We start from the raw sequence: 16,005 nt of genomic DNA, 5'->3' as shown, positions 1-16,005 counted from the left end.
CAAACACTTGCATAGAAAAGGATTCGCACATGAACATTGTCCACAAAGCACTCACTACCAGCTTGCTTGCTCTCTCCGTGTCCACTGCGTTTGCAGCAGGCAGCCCAGGCGTCGAGCAGCACACCCTAGCCTTCCTCGAAGCCTTGGAAAAGGGTGGCGGCAAGCCCCTGGAACAGCTCGCGCCGAAGGACGCCCGTGCAGTGCTGACCGGTGCTCAATCGTCGGTCAAGGTTGACCTGTCCGGCATCGAAGTCAAAGCACACACGATCCAGGCCAACGGCGAGGCGATCACGCTGCAGGTTGTCCGCCCGGCCAATGTAAAGGGTGAGTTGCCGGTGTTCATGTTCTTCCACGGCGGCGGCTGGGTACTGGGCGATTTCCCGACTCACCAGCGGCTCATTCGCGACCTGGTGGTCGGTTCCGGCGCGGTAGCAGTGTACGTGGACTACACGCCTTCGCCTGAAGCGCACTACCCCACCGCCATCAACCAGGCTTATGCCGCCACCCGCTGGGTGGCCGAGCATGGCAAAGCGATCGGCGTGGATGGCAAGCGCCTGGCCGTGGCCGGCAACAGCGTCGGCGGCAACATGGCCGCAGTGGTCGCGCTCAAGGCCAAGGAGGCCGGTACGCCTAAGCTGCGCTTCCAGTTACTGCTGTGGCCGGTGACCGATGCCAGCTTCGAAACCGGCTCGTACAAGCAGTTCGCTGAGGGGCACTTCCTCACGACCGGCATGATGAAGTGGTTCTGGAATAACTACACCACTGACGCCAAGGCACGTGAGCACATCTACGCCTCGCCGCTGCGGGCCAGCAGCGAGCAGCTCAAAGGCCTGCCGCCAGCGCTGGTGCAGACCGCAGAGTTCGATGTGTTGCGTGATGAGGGCGAGGCCTATGCCCGCAAGCTGGATGCGGCTGGGGTGACGGTGACTGCGGTGCGGTACAACGGGATGATTCATGACTATGGGTTATTGAACCCGCTGAGCCAGGTGCCTGAAGTGAAAGCGGCGATGCGCCAGGCGGCTGGGGAGCTGAAGGTACACCTTCAATAAATCCAGACACAAAGGCCCGCGCGATCGGGTCTTTGTGGTTACGCGTGCCATTGCCACCTGTTCTTCCGAAACCCACTTTTAAGGAGACCACCATGCTCACTGTCCGTAACGCCCAAGACCGCGGCCTGGCCTTTCATGGCTGGCTGAAATCCTTTCACACCTTCTCTTTCGGCCATTACCGCAACCCTGAAGAACAAGGCTTCTCGGACCTGCTAGTGATCAACGACGACCGCGTCATCGCTGGCAAGGGCTTTGGCGAACACCCGCACCGGGACATGGAAATCTTTTCTTATGTGCTCGAAGGTGCGCTGGAGCACAAGGACACCTTGGGCACCGGCTCGGTGATCCGCCCTGGTGACGTGCAACTGATGAGTGCCGGGCACGGTGTGGCTCACAGCGAGTTCAACCACAGCCAGGCGCAGCCAGTGCACTTCCTGCAGATCTGGATCGTGCCTAACGTCCAGGGTGCAACGCCGCGTTACCAGCAGCAGCACTTCAGTGCCGAGGAAAAACGCGGCAAATTGCGGCTGATCATCTCCCCGGATGGTGCCGAAGGGTCATTGCAGGTACGCCAGAACGCGCGGGTGTACGCCGGGTTGTTCGACGGTGCAGAGCGGGCGAGCCTGACCTTGCCGCAGGATCGGCACGGCTACGTGCATGTGGCGCGCGGCAGCATCGAGCTCAATGGGCAGGTGCTGAATGAGGGCGATGGCGTTCGGGTGCGCCAGGAGCAGTTGCTGCAACTTGGCAATGGCCAGGATGCAGAGGTCCTGGTGTTCGACTTGCGCCCCCATGAGTTGCCAGGCATGCCGTAAACCGATGCCGGCCCTGATCACCTCAGGGCTCGAACCCTTCGACGATGATCACTTCAGCCTTCGCCACACCTTGGCGGTGGCTGCAGGCCTCCTGATAAAGCGCGGACCGATAACAGGCCACCGCCTTCTCGTACGAGTCGAACTCGATCACCACGCTGCGCTGCGGCGTCGGCCGCCCTTCCATCGCCTCGCTACGCCCGCCCCGCGCCAGAAACCGCCCACCGAATGCGGCAAAGGCAGCGGGCGCGCGCTGGGTGTATTGCTGGTATTGCTCGGGGTCGGTCACATCCACGTGGGCGATCCAATACGCTTTCATCCGCTGCTCTCCTGTTGCAAAAGTATTTGTGTATGATGGTATACCATAAAAATCACCCCATCACAGCGAGCGTGCAGCATGGCTTTCAACAGCATCGAAGAACTTCTCGAGGACTACCGGCAAGGCAAGATGGTCCTGCTGGTGGACGATGAGGATCGGGAAAACGAAGGCGACCTGCTGATCGCCGCCGAGCGCTGTGACGCCCAGGCCATCAACTTCATGGCGCGCGAAGCGCGTGGCCTGATCTGCCTGACGCTGACCGACGATCATTGCCAGCGCCTGGGCCTGGAGCAGATGGTACCGGCCAACGGCAGCGTGTTCAGCACCGCCTTCACCGTTTCGATCGAGGCCGCCACTGGCGTCACTACCGGTATTTCCGCTGCCGATCGTGCGCGCACCGTGGCCGCGGCCATGGCGCCGAACGCGCGCCCGGAAGACCTGGTGCAGCCTGGGCATATCTTCCCCCTGCGCGCCCGCGAAGGCGGCGTGCTGACCCGCGCCGGCCACACCGAAGCGGGCTGCGATTTGGCGCGCCTGGCCGGTTTCACAGCCGCCTCGGTGATCGTCGAAGTGCTCAATGACGACGGCACCATGGCGCGCCGCCCCGACCTGGAAGTGTTCGCCGCCAGGCACGGCATCAAGATCGGCACCATTGCCGATTTGATCCACTACCGCCTGAGCACCGAGCAGACCATCAAGCGCATCGGCGAGCGCGAATTGCCCACAGTGCACGGCACCTTCCGCCTGGTCACCTATGAAGACCGCATCGAAGGTGGCGTGCACATGGCCATGGTCATGGGCGACATCCGCCGCGAGCAACCGACCCTGGTGCGCGTGCATGTGATCGACCCGCTGCGCGACCTGGTCGGCGCCGAATACGCCGGCCCGGCCAACTGGACGCTGTGGGCGGCGCTGCAGAAGGTCGCCGAAGAAGGCACCGGCGTGGTGGTGATCCTGGCCAACCATGAGTCTTCGCAGGCGTTGCTCGAACGCGTTCCGCAGCTGACCCAGCCGGTGCGGCCTTACCAGCGCGGGCAGTCGAAGGTGTATTCGGAAGTCGGCACCGGTGCACAGATTTTGCAGGACCTGGGCGCAGGCAAGCTGCGCCACCTAGGGCCGCCGCTCAAGTATGCGGGGTTGGCAGGGTATGAGTTGGAGGTGGTGCAGAGCATTCCGTTCGAGCCAGTGTTGGCTAGCTGAAACCTCTGACCTAACGCCCACGCCGTGTAGGTGCAGCCTTGTGCTGCGAAGAGGCCGGTACTTACCCAGAGAAGGGTCCTGTTTGCACCGGCCTCTTCGCAGCACAAGGCTGCGCCTACAGCACGTGGAGGCGATGGTTGGAAGGGTTGGAGTGATGGCCGGTCGCCTCCGCCTCTTGCCAAAAGTTTGGAATACCATAATATGATATCCCGTAGACCTTGAATGTGCAGGCCGGCACCTACACTCACAATCGGCCACCGACACTTTGTTTTAGCTGCTCCCCGAATACTGTTGGCGGGCGCACCAAAAAGCCCCGCCTCGAATAACAAAAGCAACGAGGGCGTAACCATGCTGTTGAGCAAACGTGTAACCGCAGTGCTGTCCGCCAGCCTGCTGACCCTGGCGTGTCAGGCCACGCAGGCCGCTGACAGCCTGAACTTCGTCAGTTGGGGCGGTACCACCCAGGACGCCCAGAAAGAAGCATGGGCCGTACCCTTCTCCAAAGCGACCAACATCAAAGTCGTCCAAGACGGCCCTACCGACTACGGCAAGCTCAAGGCCATGGTCGAAAGCGGCAACGTGCAGTGGGACGTGGTCGACGTCGAAGCCGACTTCGCCTTGCGCGCCGCCAGTGAAGGCCTGCTCGAGCCGCTGGATTTCAACACCGTCAAAAAAGACCGCATCGACCCGCGCTTCGTGTCCGACCATGGCGTCGGCTCGTTCTTCTTCTCGTTCGTGCTCGGCTACAACGAAGGCAAGCTGGGTGCCAACAAGCCGGTAGACTGGACCTCGTTGTTCGACACCAAGACCTACCCCGGCAAGCGCGCCCTGTACAAATGGCCGAGCCCTGGCGTGCTGGAACTGGCCTTGCTGGCCGACGGCGTGCCCGCCGACAAGCTCTACCCGCTGGACCTGGACCGCGCTTTCAAAAAGCTCGACACCATCAAGAAAGACATCGTCTGGTGGGGCGGCGGCGCGCAGTCGCAGCAATTGCTGGCCTCTGGTGAAGCCTCGCTCGGCCAGTTCTGGAACGGCCGCGTGTATGCCTTGCAGCAAGACGGTGCACCGGTGGGCGTGAGCTGGAAGCAGAACCTGGTCATGGCCGACTTCCTGGTCATCCCCAAGGGTGCCAAGAACAAGGACGCGGCCATGAAGTTCCTCGCCAACGCCAGCAGCCCCGAAGGCCAGGCGGAGTTCGCCAACCTGACCGCTTACGCGCCGGTCAACCTGGACAGCGTGCCCAAGCTCAAAGCCGACCTGGCGCCTAATCTGCCGACCGCCTACGCCCAGGACCAGGTGACACTGGACTTTGCCTACTGGGCGAAAAACGGCCAGGCCATCGCCGCACGCTGGAATGAGTGGTTGGTCAAATGAAAGTCGCCATCAACGCCCTGCACAACGCGCAAGGTGCCCCCACGGGCGCCGGCGCCCCGGGAACGGCCCCCCGCCGCGTGAGCCTTGGCCAGCGCTGGAAAGGCAGCCGCAACCTGCTGCCTGCCCTGCTGTTCCTTGGCCTGTTCTTCTTCGCCCCGCTGATCGGCCTGTTACTGCGCGGCGTGCTGGAGCCAGTGCCAGGCCTGGGTAACTACGAGCAGTTGTTCGCCAACTCGGCTTATGCGCGGGTGCTGTTCAACACCTTCTCGGTGGCCGGTGTGGTGACCCTGATCAGCGTGCTGCTGGGCTTCCCGCTGGCCTGGGCGATCACCCTGGTGCCTAACGGCTGGGGCCGCTGGTTGCTGAACATCGTGCTGCTGTCGATGTGGACCAGCCTGCTGGCGCGCACCTACTCGTGGCTGGTGCTGCTGCAAAGCTCGGGTGTGATCAACAAGGCGTTGATGGCCATGGGCATCATCGATACCCCGCTGGAGATGGTGCACAACCTCACCGGCGTGGTGATCGGCATGAGTTACATCATGATCCCGTTCATCGTGCTGCCGCTGCAGGCGACCATGCACGCCATCGACCCGATGGTGCTGCAAGCCGGGTCGATTTGCGGGGCCAGCCCGTGGACCAATTTCTGGAAGGTGTTCTTGCCGCTGTGCCGCTCGGGGCTGTTCTCGGGGGCGTTGATGGTGTTCGTCATGTCGCTCGGTTACTACGTCACGCCGGCCCTGCTCGGTGGTGCACAGAACATGATGCTGCCCGAATTCATCATTCAACAGGTGCAGTCGTTCCTCAACTGGGGCCTGGCCAGCGCCGCCGCCGCACTGCTGGTGGTGATCACCCTGGTGCTCTTCTACCTGTACCTGAAGCTGCAGCCGGAATCCCCGGTCGGCAACGCGAGGTAATCCGCCATGCTCCTGTCACCCAATGCCATGGGCCGCCCGCTGCGTACGGGCCTGTACCTGACCACCGGGGTCATCGCCGCCTTCCTGCTGCTGCCGGTGGTGTTTATTGTGCTGCTGTCGTTCGGCTCTTCGCAGTGGCTGGTGTTCCCACCGCCTGGCTGGACCTTCAAGTGGTACGGCCAGTTCTTCTCCAACCCGGAGTGGATGGATGCCGCCCTGGCCAGCCTCAAGGTCGCCGTGCTGACCACTGTTGCCGCAGTACTGCTGGGCCTGCCGACAGCGTTTGCCCTGGTGCGCGGCCGCTTCCCCGGCCGTGAAATGCTCTACGGCCTGTTCACCATGCCAATGATCGTGCCGCTGGTGATCATCGCCGTCGCGGTGTACGCGCTGTTTCTCAAACTGGGCTACACCGGCACGCTGTTCGCGTTCGTGGTCAGCCACGTGATCGTCGCCCTGCCCTTCACCATTATCTCGATCATCAACTCGCTGAAGCTGTTCGACCAGTCGATCGAAGATGCCGCAGTCATCTGCGGTGCCTCGCGCCTGCAGGCGATCTTCAAGGTGACCTTCCCGGCCATTCGCCCAGGCATGATCGCCGGCGGCCTGTTCGCCTTCCTCGTCTCGTGGGATGAAGTGGTGCTCAGCGTAATGATGGCCAGCCCCGACCTGCAGACCCTGCCCGTGAAGATGTGGACCACCCTGCGCCAGGACCTGAGCCCGGTGATCGCCGTCGCCTCGACGCTGCTGATCGGCCTGTCCCTGCTTGTGATGGTCATTGCCGCCGCTTTGCGCCGGCGCACCGAAGTCAACGCCTGAGCGCCCGGAGAAAATAACAATGAGTGCAGTGATCAAAGACAACGCGCACAACAAGACCCTGGTCAGCCTGCGCGGCCTGAACAAGCACTACGGCGACTTCACCGCCGTGGACAACCTGAACCTCGAAATCCAGGACGGCGAGTTCCTCACCTTCCTCGGCTCCAGCGGTTCGGGCAAGTCCACCACCCTGTCGATGCTGGCCGGTTTCGAAACCCCCAGCAGCGGCGAGATTCTGGTCGAAGGCCAGTCGCTGGTGAATGTACCGCCGCACAAGCGTGATATCGGCATGGTGTTCCAGCGTTATTCGCTGTTCCCGCACCTGAACGTGCGCGACAACATCGCCTTCCCCCTGGCCATCCGCAAGCTCGGCGCTGCCGAGATCAACAAGCGGGTCGATGCCATGCTCAAGCTGGTGCAACTGGAAAAGTTCGCTCACCGCAAGCCCTCGCAAATGTCGGGCGGCCAACAGCAACGGGTGGCGATCGCCCGTGCGCTGGTCTACGAGCCCCGCATCCTGCTGATGGACGAGCCGCTCGGCGCGTTGGACAAAAAGCTGCGTGAAGACCTGCAGGACGAACTGCGCCAGTTGCACCGCCGGTTAGGCATCACCATCGTCTACGTTACCCACGACCAGGAAGAGGCCATGCGCCTGTCCCAGCGCATCGCCATCTTCAGCCATGGCAAGATCGTTGGGTTGGGCAGTGGCTATGACCTTTACCAGAACCCACCGAACGCGTTCGTCGCTTCGTTCCTGGGCAATTCCAACTTCCTGCGGATCACGGCCAGCAGCAATGGCGCGGGCAGTTTCGAGGGCCAGCCGGTGGCCATTCGCCTGACCGCCGGGTTGGCTGCCGAGCAGCAGGCACTGATCATGGTACGCCCGGAAAAAGCCCTGGCACTGACCGCTGCCCAGGCCGTTGCGCAGCCCCTGCCAGCGGGCTGGAACGAGGTGCGGGCCAAGGTCGCCGAAGTGTTGTTCCTGGGTGAAAGCCAGACCTGCCATGTGGTCACTGCCGGCGGTACCGAGATGACCGTGAAGGCGCTGTCTGCGGCAGGCATGCCGATGCAGCCAGGGGACACCGTGAACGTGCGCTGGGCCGTGGCCGATGCCTGCATCTATACCGAGTGGGCGGAGAGTGACCTGAGCAAGTCGGCAGGCGCGCACTGATTTAGCCGGAGCTGCGTAATGGAGGGCAAAGCCCTCCGACTGCCTGTCATATTTCTATCACGCCACCGTCGTAATCTGCCGGGCAACTCTGTGCCATAGGTCGCCCGGCATGCCCCGCCTGCTGCTCATTCTTCTTGCCCTGCTACCGCTGTCGGCCCTGGCCGATTTTGCGCATTTGCGCGTGCAGGGCTCCAACACCATCGGCGCGGCCCTGCTGCCGGCTTTGGTGCAAGGGCAATTGCGGGCTCAAGGTGCAACGGCGATTGAACAGGCCCCCGGCACACATACCAACGAAACCGTCATCACCGCCCGCGACGTTCGCGGGCAACCGCTGCGTATCGACATCGCCGCGCATGGTTCCAGCACCGGCTTTGCAGCGTTGGGCCGGGGCGAGGCCGACCTGGCTGCCGCCTCGCGGCCGATCAACGATACAGAAGTTCAGCAACTGCTTGCCCTGGGTGACCTGCGCGCGGCCAGCGCCGAACAGGTCATCGGCCTCGATGGCGTGGCGGTGATCGTCCACCCCGACAACCCACTGCCGCAACTGACCACGCTGCAACTGGCGCAGATCTTCTCCGGGCAAATTCAGCGCTGGGACCAGGTGGGCATTGCAGGTGGGAAGGTTCACCTTTATGCCCGCGACGACCGTTCCGGCACCTTCGAAACCTTCAAGGCACTGGTGCTCGACCCTAATCAAGGCGAGCTATCTGCCAAGGCTCAGCGCTTTGAATCCAGCGACACGCTGGCCGAGCGCGTCACCGCCGACCGCCAGGCTATCGGTTTCAGCAGCCTGGCGGCAGTACACGGGGCCAAGGTGCTGGCCGTCGCCGAGGGCGATGCACCGGCCATGCTGCCGCAGCGCTCGCTCGTGGCCAGCGAGGACTACCCGCTGTCGCGGCGCCTGTATTTCTACCTGCCAGCCAACCCCAAGCCTCAGGCCAAGGCCCTGGCCGACTTTGCCCAGAGCCCAGCCGGCCAGGCCATCGTCGCCCAACTGGGTTTCGTTTCGCAGCAGGTCAAGGCCCAACCGGTCCCCCCACAGGCCGACATGCCGCCACGCTACCGCACGCTGGCCCAGCAAGCGCAGCGGTTGAGCGTGAACTTTCGCTTTCAGGAGGGCAGCGCCAGCCTCGACAACAAAGCGTTGCGCGATGTGCAGCGGGTAGCCGAGTACCTGCGCCAGGCCGGCAAGTTGCAGAGCAAGGCGGTGCTGGTGGGCTTTGGTGACCCCAAGGAGACACCCGGGCGGGCGGCGCTGCTTTCGCGCTTGCGGGCGTTGGCGGTTCGTCGCGAGCTGGCACGCGATGGCGTGGACGTGCTGGAAGTGACCGGCATGGGCGACGAACTGCCCGTAGCAGGGAACGACCAGGAGCAAGGCCGCTTGCGCAATCGGCGGGTAGAAGTGTGGGTGTATTAAGGCGTCACCCGCCGGGTGCCAGGCAAAGAAATGTAACAGGTCTGCATTCGGCATCCCGCGCAAACAGGACTAGGCTCAAGCCCATGTGATACCGGGCCCCTCTGACGGCTGCCAAGCCGCCATGTCGGATCACTGTTGCCTTGCAACGTCGACAATCAAGGAGGGGCTCATGACGGCTCTGCAGACATTCCTCACCACTCCGTTTCTCGGTACCAGCACGTGGTTGTGGCTGGTGTTCATCGCCATCGTCATCGGTTTGCTGGTACTCGACCTGGGCGTGCTGCATCGCCAGGACCGCGAGATCGAAATGCGCGAAAGCCTGCTGCTGTACTCGGGCTATTTCAGTGTCGGCGTGCTGTTTGGCGTCTGGGTTTGGTATGAACTGGGCGCGCAGTCCGCGCTGGAGTTCTACACCGGGTTCCTGGTCGAGCAGTCGCTGTCGATGGACAACGTGTTCGTCATGGCGATGATCTTCGGCTTCTTCGCCATCCCCCGCCGCTATCAACACCGCGTGCTGTTCTGGGGCATCTTGGGCGTGGTGTTCCTGCGGGCGATCATGATCGGCGTGGGCGCGACACTGGTGCAGAACTTCGAATGGGTACTGTACATCTTCGGCGCCTTCCTGCTGTTTACCGGGGTGAAGATGGCGCTGTCGAAGGAGGACAGCCATCCGGACCTGGCCAACAACCCAATCTTGAAATTCGTGCGCCGGCACATGCGGGTTACCGACCAGATCCACGGCTCGCACTTCTTCGTGCGCCAGACACCGCCTGGGCAAAGCAAGGCACTGCGGTATGCCACCCCGCTGTTTCTGGCCCTGGTACTGATCGAACTGGCCGACCTGGTGTTTGCGGTCGACAGCGTGCCGGCGATCTTCGCCATCACCCAGGACCCGTTCATTGTCTACACCTCGAACATCTTCGCCATCCTTGGCTTGCGCTCGCTGTACTTCGCCTTGTCGGCGTTGATGCACCGGTTTATCTACCTGAAGTACGCGCTGGCGTTGGTGTTGATCTTCATTGGTTGCAAGATCTTCTACCACGGGATGGTCGGCAAGGTGCCGGCGCTGCTGTCGCTGGGGGTGACGTTTGGGTTGTTGCTGGGTGGGGTGGTGGTGTCGTTGGTCAAGACGCGGGGGGATAAGGTGACGGTGGATGAGGCCAGCATGGAGCCGCTTCCAGCGGGGAAAGCTGAGGAGGATAAAAAAGAGAAAGACCCGCAATTGCGGGTCTGACTAACGCGCTTAATACGTGCAAACTTAGCAATTCTTTGATGCAACTAATCATCAAAAATACAAGAACTAGAATTACTACACCTTGGAAATCTTGATAAGCAAACCTGCAAACATCATCCAGGCAAAACCGATGATAGCAAGCCAAGTAGACACTGCCAACCATCGTTTCAGCTTTGGCGGAAATCTTTTTAGTTCCTCAGCATCCACTTGGCCGCGGCGCAACACAAACCAGGGGAACGTGACTAGCCCTCCAATAGCACAAACCAACATTAGTCGCCATTTAAAATAAGACCCACCCCAGGTTACTTTCAAGCACTCTATATACGAATTACTTTTAACCGAAGAGCAAACAACCTGATAATGACGAGTCAACGTTATGTAAGCACTTATTGCCAAGCCCGACATGGAAATAACAAATGGCAGAATTACAAATAACAGCTTTACAGCTATAGGCCATGTATTAATATCCATAATCTGATACCTCATAGATGAATTCCCCTGCCCCCTCCCCCATGACCTCACCTAACTTACCGCCCGCGAAGCTACCGCCGCCAACTAATAAAATTCCGCATAATGGAATGGCTAAACCCGCAGTACCCACAGTAAAAGCAGCACACACCGTACCAGCCGCTGCACCGGCTACCAACGACCCTGCCATTCCACCACCCACGCTCCCGCTGAATTTTCCGGTTTCTACGAAACGGGCTTTCCTGCAAGCCTCTGTACTCCCTGCCTGACAAACCTCTCTCACATTGAGGTACGACGAAACGCCGCTCAGTCCAATTGCAGCATTCCCGCCGTGTTTGAGGTAATTGGAAAGTTTCGCCACTTTATCGAGATGCGTCGCATACCCCGGTATCTGCCCTGCCCCACCCGCTTTCGACCAATGGTGCACCAGGCTCTTGGTCGAAATATTCAGACTCTTCTTCAGCCGTTCATAACTGCCCAAGTTCAGCTGTTTGTTAAGCAATGCCGCCTTCAACTGTCCATCCAGTTGCTGCAACAGCTGACGCCGCGAGACGAAGAATTCGCGACTGTTCAAATGCCCATGCCGCAAAAACTCACGCTGATGCAATTGCTCGATCTGGTTCAAGGTGTTGCGGACTTGTTTCAACCCTTGATCCAGCATGTCCTTGCCCACGCCCATCGATTGGCTGGCATTGCTGAGCAAGCCGGCAATATCAGCCTGGTGCTTCATCATGAAATCCGATTCGGCAAAATCAAGCGCCGCCAACGCGTGCCGGGCGTCCTGCGCGGCAGCCATCAGCTTGGCTTCCTCACGGGTACAGGCATCGCCATTATCTGGGTCACCAATGACGAAAATTTCCCCAGCCTTGAAGCCTTGATCGTAGGTAGGATTAAGCCGCTGCAAACGGGAAATGGGTAACGTGGCGTCCTGCTCGGCCAACCGCAGCAGAACCTGAGAGAACGACATGCTTCTGGGAACCACATAAAAGCCCGGCTCCATTGTCCCCGGCGATGCTGTAACTGACCCTCGCGAGCAGTTGCCTGCTTGAGCACCTGCGGTTGGCACAATAGACATGACGCGGTTAGACGCCAAAGTCCGCAGAGGTGGCGGTGCCACATCCAGCGGTGCTACGACTCGGTTACTACCGGGCGGGCAACCACAGTTCACCAGCGCCCCATCCATGGCCACGGCATGGCCATCAGAGATGAAATGCAAAACGCCTTCAGCGACGGTCCCTTCATCGCCGCAGAGGGGACAGGGTGTTGTCCTGTCGCCCTCCCTCAGCACCCTACGCCCATCACTCAAATAGCAGAGATCAGTCGCGATGCAAACAGCGCCCGTCGTGGTGACATCACCGTCTACCGCCTGACCTTTTCCTCCCAGGTTGACACGCATCGACACGCTCTCTGTGCATAGGTGAGGTGTCGAAACCTAACAGCTGCAACAGCGCTTTTAGTGCCTGAACGTGAAAACCAGACACTTCCTACAGCAATTACGAAATCTGCTTACAAATCACTTGGAACTACGCAACATCTCCACCGGCACATACTTGCCAATCTCATACTTGCCAATCGCCGCTCGATGCACTTCATCCGGCCCGTCGGCCAGGCGCAAGGTGCGCTGCATGGCGTACATGTACGCCAGCGGGAAATCACCGCTCACCCCGGCGCCACCATGCATCTGGATCGCCCGGTCAATCACCTTCAAGGCCACATTCGGCGCCACTACTTTGATCTGCGCGATTTCGCTGCGGGCTACTTTGTTGCCGACCGTGTCCATCATATACGCCGCTTTCAGCGTCAACAGGCGGGCCATGTCGATTTCCATGCGCGAGTCGGCGATCTTGTCGACGTTGCCGCCCAGGCGGGCCAGCGGGCGACCGAAGGCTGTGCGCTCCACGGAGCGTTTGCACATCAATTCCAGCGCCCGTTCGGCCATGCCGACCGAGCGCATGCAGTGGTGGATGCGGCCTGGGCCGAGGCGGCCCTGGGCGATTTCGAAGCCACGGCCCTCACCCAGAATTACATTCTCATAAGGCACCCGCACGTTCTCGAACAACACCTCGGCATGGCCATGCGGCGCGTCGTCGTAACCGAACACCGGCAGCGGCCGGACGATCTTCACGCCAGGCGCGTCGGTTGGCACCAGCACCATCGAGTGCTGCTGATGGCGCGGCCCTTCGGGGTCGGACAGGCCCATGAAGATCATGACCTTGCAGCGCGGGTCACAGGCCCCAGAGGTCCACCATTTGCGGCCGTTGATCACCCACTCATCGCCATCGCGCACAGCGGTGGCGGCCATGTTGGTGGCGTCCGACGAGGCCACGTCCGGCTCGGTCATGGCGAAGGCCGAGCGGATCTCCCCGCGTAGCAGGGGCTCCAGCCATTGGCGTTTCTGCGCCTCGCTGCCATAACGCACCAGCACTTCCATGTTGCCGGTGTCCGGTGCCGAGCAGTTGAACGGCTCTGGCCCGAGCAGCGAGCGGCCCATGATTTCGGCCAGTGGGGCGTATTCCAGGTTGCTCAGCCCGGCGCCGAACTCCGACTCGGGCAAGAACAGGTTCCACAGCCCCTCGGCGCGGGCCTTGGCCTTGAGCTCTTCCATGATCGCGGTGGGCTGCCAGCGATCGCCCTCGGCGACCTGGCGCTCGAACACTGCCTCGGCGGGATAGACATAGGCATCCATGAACGCGGTGACGCGCTCACGCAATGCCTGGACCTTGGGCGAATAGGCGAAATCCATCGGGGCTACCTTCACGGTTCGTAGGACATGGGCCAGAGCCTAGAGCAGCACGCGCCCATCCACCTAGTCTATTTTCCGCGTGTATAAACATTCATAACCGATATATGATCGGGCAATAATTCCAACAACGAGCGGCGCACATGAACCTCAGCAAGGTCGACCTCAACCTGTTCATCGTCTTCGACGCGATCTACACCGAAGCCAACCTGACCCGCGCCGGGCAAATTGTCGGCATCACCCAACCGGCGGTGTCCAATGCCCTGTCGCGGCTGCGCGAAACCTTCAACGACCCGCTGTTCGTGCGCACCGCACAAGGCATGGTGCCCACGCCGATGGCGCAGAACATCATCGGCCCAGTGCGCAACGCCCTTGCCCTGTTGCGCACCTCGGTGCAAGAAAGCCGCATCTTCAACCCGCAGCAGGCCAACAAGACCTTCCGCATCAGCATGACCGACCTGACCGAGGCGGTGATCCTGCCGCCGCTGTTCCAGCGCCTGCGCCGCCTGGCGCCTTCGGTGCTGATCGAGAGCTTCCTGTGCAAACGTCGCGAAACCACCAAGGAACTGGCAGCCGGGCGGCTGGACTTTGCCGTCGACGCCCCGCTGAACACCGACCCGCAGGTACGCCACGTCAAACTGATGCAAGATCGCTATATCTGCGCCCTGCGCCAGGGCCACCCGCTGGCCGACAGCAAACTGACCCTCGACAGCTACCTGGGCATGACCCATATCCATATTTCCAGCCGCCGCAATGGCCTCGGCTATGTGGACCTGGCCCTGGGCAAGATGGGCGTGCAACGCAAGGTGGCCTTGCGCTCACAGCACTACCTGATGGCTTCGCAGGTGCTGCAGCAGACCGACATGGTGATGACCGTCCCCGAGCGTTTCGCCCGCCGTCATCAACTGCGCTACCAGGCGTTGCCTGTGGATGTACCAGCGCTGGAAACCCACCTGTACTGGCATGAAAGCACGGATCAGGACCCCGCCAACCGCTGGATGCGCGAGCAGATCATCGAGTTGTGCGAACGGGTGGTGGCGGAGGAAGAACGCACGCTGGAACCGGCCTGACGCTGCAGTGATGGGACGGACGCCTGGCTGCTGGAGAATTTTTTTCTCCACTAGCCTAAATTAGAAGAGTTATTTACCAAACAGGTGCAAATCAACTAAACAGAAGGCAAAAATTGTTGGCCAGGGGCCGGGTACGCTTACTGCAGCGATCACTGAACCCCACGTGACAGACACGGACCCGCCCCATGCCCAGCGCCCCGCTCTACTTCGACTACGCCGCTACCACGCCCGTTGACGACCGCGTCATCGAAACGATGCTCGCCTGCCTTGGCCGCCAGGCCAACTTCGGTAACCCCGCATCCAGTGGCCACGCCTATGGCCAAGCGGCCCGCAATGCCGTGGAGCAGGCGCGACAGCAGGTCGCCGAACGCGTCGGCGCCCGCGCCGATGAGCTGGTGTGGACATCAGGCGCTACCGAGTCCAACAACCTTGCACTCAAGGGCATCGCCCAAGGGATTGGCGAGCCGGGCCACTTGATCACCAGCCAGCTGGAACACAAAGCCGTGCTCGACACGGTCGCTGAACTGGAGCGCCAAGGTTGGGCCGTTACCCGCCTGGCTGTGGATGCTTCGGGCCTGATCCAGCCTGAAGCCGTGCAGGCGGCTCTGCAGGCCGATACCCGCCTGGTCTCGCTGATGGCGGTCAATAACGAACTGGGGACCGTGACCGATTTTGCGGCGATTGGCGAGCGTGTGCGTGCCCACGGTGCACTGTTGCATGTGGACGCCGCGCAGGCGGTGGGCAAGCTGGCCATCGACCTGGCAACAATGGCGGTAGACCTGATGTCGTTCTCGGCCCACAAAGCCTACGGCCCCAAAGGCATCGGCGCGCTCTACGTCGGGCCGCGCGCGCGCGAGCTGATGCGTGCGCAGATGCACGGTGGCGGGCATGAACACGGCCTGCGTTCCGGCACCTTGGCGACCCACCAGATTGTCGGCATGGGCAGCGCTTTTGCCCTCGCCGGCCAGCCGGGGGACAGCGAACACCAGCGCATCGAGCACCTGTCCCGGCGACTGCGCGATGGGTTGCTGGCCTTGCCAGCGGTAAGCCTCAACGGCTGCGACACACAGCGCATTGCGCATACCTTGAACCTGTGCATCGAGAGCCGGGGTTTCAACAGTGCAGCGTTGGCCAGTGAGTTGGCACTGTCGACCACGTCAGCGTGTAATTCGGCGAGCAATGCGCCATCGCATGTGCTGCTGGCGCTGGGGCTAGATGAAAGCCAGGCACGTAACAGCGTGCGGTTGAGCATTGGGCGGTTCAGCACCGAGGCTGAAGTGGACAAGGCGATCGAGGTGTTTGCCAGGGTGACAGCGCAGGCTTCAATGGCACTTTGGTGAGGCCGAGCTTGTTAGGGGCCGCTTCGCGCCCCATCGCCGGCAAGCCGGCTCCCACCGGAATTGCGCCGTCTTCAGGACAGTGAT

15 protein-coding genes are annotated in these 16,005 nt (G+C 61.4%); 11 read left to right on the top strand and 4 right to left on the bottom strand.

Going from position 1 to position 16,005, the window contains the following annotated elements; genetic code table 11:
• Nucleotides 1-29 precede the first annotated feature (29 nt).
• Together LOY53_RS09655 and LOY53_RS09650 are read left to right on the top strand one after the other, a co-directional pair.
• Nucleotides 30-1,049 (top strand): alpha/beta hydrolase, encoded by a 1,020-nt coding sequence (locus LOY53_RS09655; protein WP_252823498.1) that lies wholly within the window; start codon nt 30-32, stop codon nt 1,047-1,049.
• A 92-nt stretch (nt 1,050-1,141) separates the two neighbouring features.
• Nucleotides 1,142-1,864, top strand: coding sequence for a pirin family protein (locus tag LOY53_RS09650; RefSeq protein WP_252823497.1), 723 nt, complete (start codon nt 1,142-1,144; stop codon nt 1,862-1,864).
• Between the two features lie 22 nt (nt 1,865-1,886).
• Here LOY53_RS09650 and LOY53_RS09645 read toward each other — a convergent pair whose 3' ends face one another.
• Nucleotides 1,887-2,180, bottom strand: a complete 294-nt coding sequence (locus LOY53_RS09645) for a DUF1330 domain-containing protein (RefSeq protein ID WP_258703923.1) — start codon at nt 2,178-2,180, stop codon at nt 1,887-1,889.
• A gap of 78 nt (nt 2,181-2,258) precedes the next feature.
• Between LOY53_RS09645 and ribBA the strand changes: the two genes are divergently transcribed.
• The 7 genes from ribBA (at nt 2,259) to LOY53_RS09610 (ending at nt 10,303) form a co-directional block, all read left to right on the top strand.
• Entirely contained in the window at nt 2,259-3,380 is a 1,122-nt protein-coding gene (gene ribBA, locus LOY53_RS09640) for a bifunctional 3,4-dihydroxy-2-butanone-4-phosphate synthase/GTP cyclohydrolase II (RefSeq protein ID WP_258703922.1), read from the top strand.
• Between the two features lie 348 nt (nt 3,381-3,728).
• Complete coding sequence (locus LOY53_RS09635) at nt 3,729-4,754, top strand: polyamine ABC transporter substrate-binding protein (RefSeq protein WP_099429850.1); 1,026 nt, start codon at nt 3,729-3,731, stop codon at nt 4,752-4,754.
• Nucleotides 4,751-5,668 (top strand): ABC transporter permease, encoded by a 918-nt coding sequence (locus tag LOY53_RS09630; protein WP_033694105.1) that lies wholly within the window; start codon nt 4,751-4,753, stop codon nt 5,666-5,668. The genes LOY53_RS09635 and LOY53_RS09630 overlap by 4 nt, the downstream gene beginning before the upstream one ends.
• Nucleotides 5,669-5,674: 6 nt before the next feature.
• The gene (locus tag LOY53_RS09625) at nt 5,675-6,484 is read left to right on the top strand and encodes an ABC transporter permease (RefSeq protein WP_027593811.1); all 810 of its coding nucleotides are present in this window, start codon (nt 5,675-5,677) and stop codon (nt 6,482-6,484) included.
• Between the two features lie 19 nt (nt 6,485-6,503).
• Nucleotides 6,504-7,652: an ABC transporter ATP-binding protein gene (locus LOY53_RS09620; RefSeq protein WP_258703921.1), complete on the top strand. Its 1,149-nt coding sequence runs from the start codon at nt 6,504-6,506 to the stop codon at nt 7,650-7,652.
• Nucleotides 7,653-7,761: 109 nt separating this feature from the next.
• The gene (locus LOY53_RS09615) at nt 7,762-9,069 is read left to right on the top strand and encodes a substrate-binding domain-containing protein (RefSeq protein ID WP_258703920.1); all 1,308 of its coding nucleotides are present in this window, start codon (nt 7,762-7,764) and stop codon (nt 9,067-9,069) included.
• Between the two features lie 169 nt (nt 9,070-9,238).
• Nucleotides 9,239-10,303: a TerC family protein gene (locus LOY53_RS09610; RefSeq protein WP_252823494.1), complete on the top strand. Its 1,065-nt coding sequence runs from the start codon at nt 9,239-9,241 to the stop codon at nt 10,301-10,303.
• Between the two features lie 75 nt (nt 10,304-10,378).
• On the opposite strand, the gene LOY53_RS09605 is transcribed toward LOY53_RS09610, so the two are convergent.
• From LOY53_RS09605 to LOY53_RS09595, 3 genes are all read right to left on the bottom strand, one after another.
• Complete coding sequence (locus LOY53_RS09605) at nt 10,379-10,774, bottom strand: hypothetical protein (RefSeq protein ID WP_252823493.1); 396 nt, start codon at nt 10,772-10,774, stop codon at nt 10,379-10,381.
• Nucleotides 10,764-12,167, bottom strand: a complete 1,404-nt coding sequence (locus tag LOY53_RS09600; protein ID WP_252823492.1) for a PAAR domain-containing protein — start codon at nt 12,165-12,167, stop codon at nt 10,764-10,766. Before LOY53_RS09600 ends, LOY53_RS09605 begins: the two co-directional genes overlap by 11 nt.
• A gap of 117 nt (nt 12,168-12,284) precedes the next feature.
• Entirely contained in the window at nt 12,285-13,514 is a 1,230-nt protein-coding gene (locus tag LOY53_RS09595; RefSeq protein ID WP_258703919.1) for an acyl-CoA dehydrogenase, read from the bottom strand.
• Nucleotides 13,515-13,654: 140 nt separating this feature from the next.
• On the opposite strand from LOY53_RS09595, the gene LOY53_RS09590 reads away from it, so the two are divergent.
• Together LOY53_RS09590 and LOY53_RS09585 are read left to right on the top strand one after the other, a co-directional pair.
• The gene (locus tag LOY53_RS09590) at nt 13,655-14,581 is read left to right on the top strand and encodes a LysR family transcriptional regulator (RefSeq protein WP_258703918.1); all 927 of its coding nucleotides are present in this window, start codon (nt 13,655-13,657) and stop codon (nt 14,579-14,581) included.
• Nucleotides 14,582-14,766: 185 nt separating this feature from the next.
• Complete coding sequence (locus LOY53_RS09585; protein WP_258703917.1) at nt 14,767-15,921, top strand: cysteine desulfurase family protein; 1,155 nt, start codon at nt 14,767-14,769, stop codon at nt 15,919-15,921.
• Nucleotides 15,922-16,005 lie beyond the last annotated feature (84 nt).

Source organism: Pseudomonas sp. B21-031, assembly GCF_024748985.1.
GTDB lineage: Bacteria > Pseudomonadota > Gammaproteobacteria > Pseudomonadales > Pseudomonadaceae > Aquipseudomonas > Aquipseudomonas kermanshahensis.
Note: the sequence above shows the minus strand (reverse complement) of the source record. Positions and strands in the feature narration are given on the sequence as shown.

What these genes read in the sequence shown, in the direction of transcription:
- LOY53_RS09655 (WP_252823498.1), top strand. Translation starts at nt 30, where the DNA reads ATGAACATTGTCCACAAAGCACTCACTACCAGCTTGCTTGCTCTCTCC.
- LOY53_RS09650 (WP_252823497.1), top strand. Translation starts at nt 1,142, where the DNA reads ATGCTCACTGTCCGTAACGCCCAAGACCGCGGCCTGGCCTTTCATGGC.
- LOY53_RS09645 (WP_258703923.1), bottom strand. Translation starts at nt 2,180, where the DNA reads ATGAAAGCGTATTGGATCGCCCACGTGGATGTGACCGACCCCGAGCAA.
- ribBA (WP_258703922.1), top strand. Translation starts at nt 2,259, where the DNA reads ATGGCTTTCAACAGCATCGAAGAACTTCTCGAGGACTACCGGCAAGGC.
- LOY53_RS09635 (WP_099429850.1), top strand. Translation starts at nt 3,729, where the DNA reads ATGCTGTTGAGCAAACGTGTAACCGCAGTGCTGTCCGCCAGCCTGCTG.
- LOY53_RS09630 (WP_033694105.1), top strand. Translation starts at nt 4,751, where the DNA reads ATGAAAGTCGCCATCAACGCCCTGCACAACGCGCAAGGTGCCCCCACG.
- LOY53_RS09625 (WP_027593811.1), top strand. Translation starts at nt 5,675, where the DNA reads ATGCTCCTGTCACCCAATGCCATGGGCCGCCCGCTGCGTACGGGCCTG.
- LOY53_RS09620 (WP_258703921.1), top strand. Translation starts at nt 6,504, where the DNA reads ATGAGTGCAGTGATCAAAGACAACGCGCACAACAAGACCCTGGTCAGC.
- LOY53_RS09615 (WP_258703920.1), top strand. Translation starts at nt 7,762, where the DNA reads ATGCCCCGCCTGCTGCTCATTCTTCTTGCCCTGCTACCGCTGTCGGCC.
- LOY53_RS09610 (WP_252823494.1), top strand. Translation starts at nt 9,239, where the DNA reads ATGACGGCTCTGCAGACATTCCTCACCACTCCGTTTCTCGGTACCAGC.
- LOY53_RS09605 (WP_252823493.1), bottom strand. Translation starts at nt 10,774, where the DNA reads ATGGATATTAATACATGGCCTATAGCTGTAAAGCTGTTATTTGTAATT.
- LOY53_RS09600 (WP_252823492.1), bottom strand. Translation starts at nt 12,167, where the DNA reads ATGCGTGTCAACCTGGGAGGAAAAGGTCAGGCGGTAGACGGTGATGTC.
- LOY53_RS09595 (WP_258703919.1), bottom strand. Translation starts at nt 13,514, where the DNA reads ATGGATTTCGCCTATTCGCCCAAGGTCCAGGCATTGCGTGAGCGCGTC.
- LOY53_RS09590 (WP_258703918.1), top strand. Translation starts at nt 13,655, where the DNA reads ATGAACCTCAGCAAGGTCGACCTCAACCTGTTCATCGTCTTCGACGCG.
- LOY53_RS09585 (WP_258703917.1), top strand. Translation starts at nt 14,767, where the DNA reads ATGCCCAGCGCCCCGCTCTACTTCGACTACGCCGCTACCACGCCCGTT.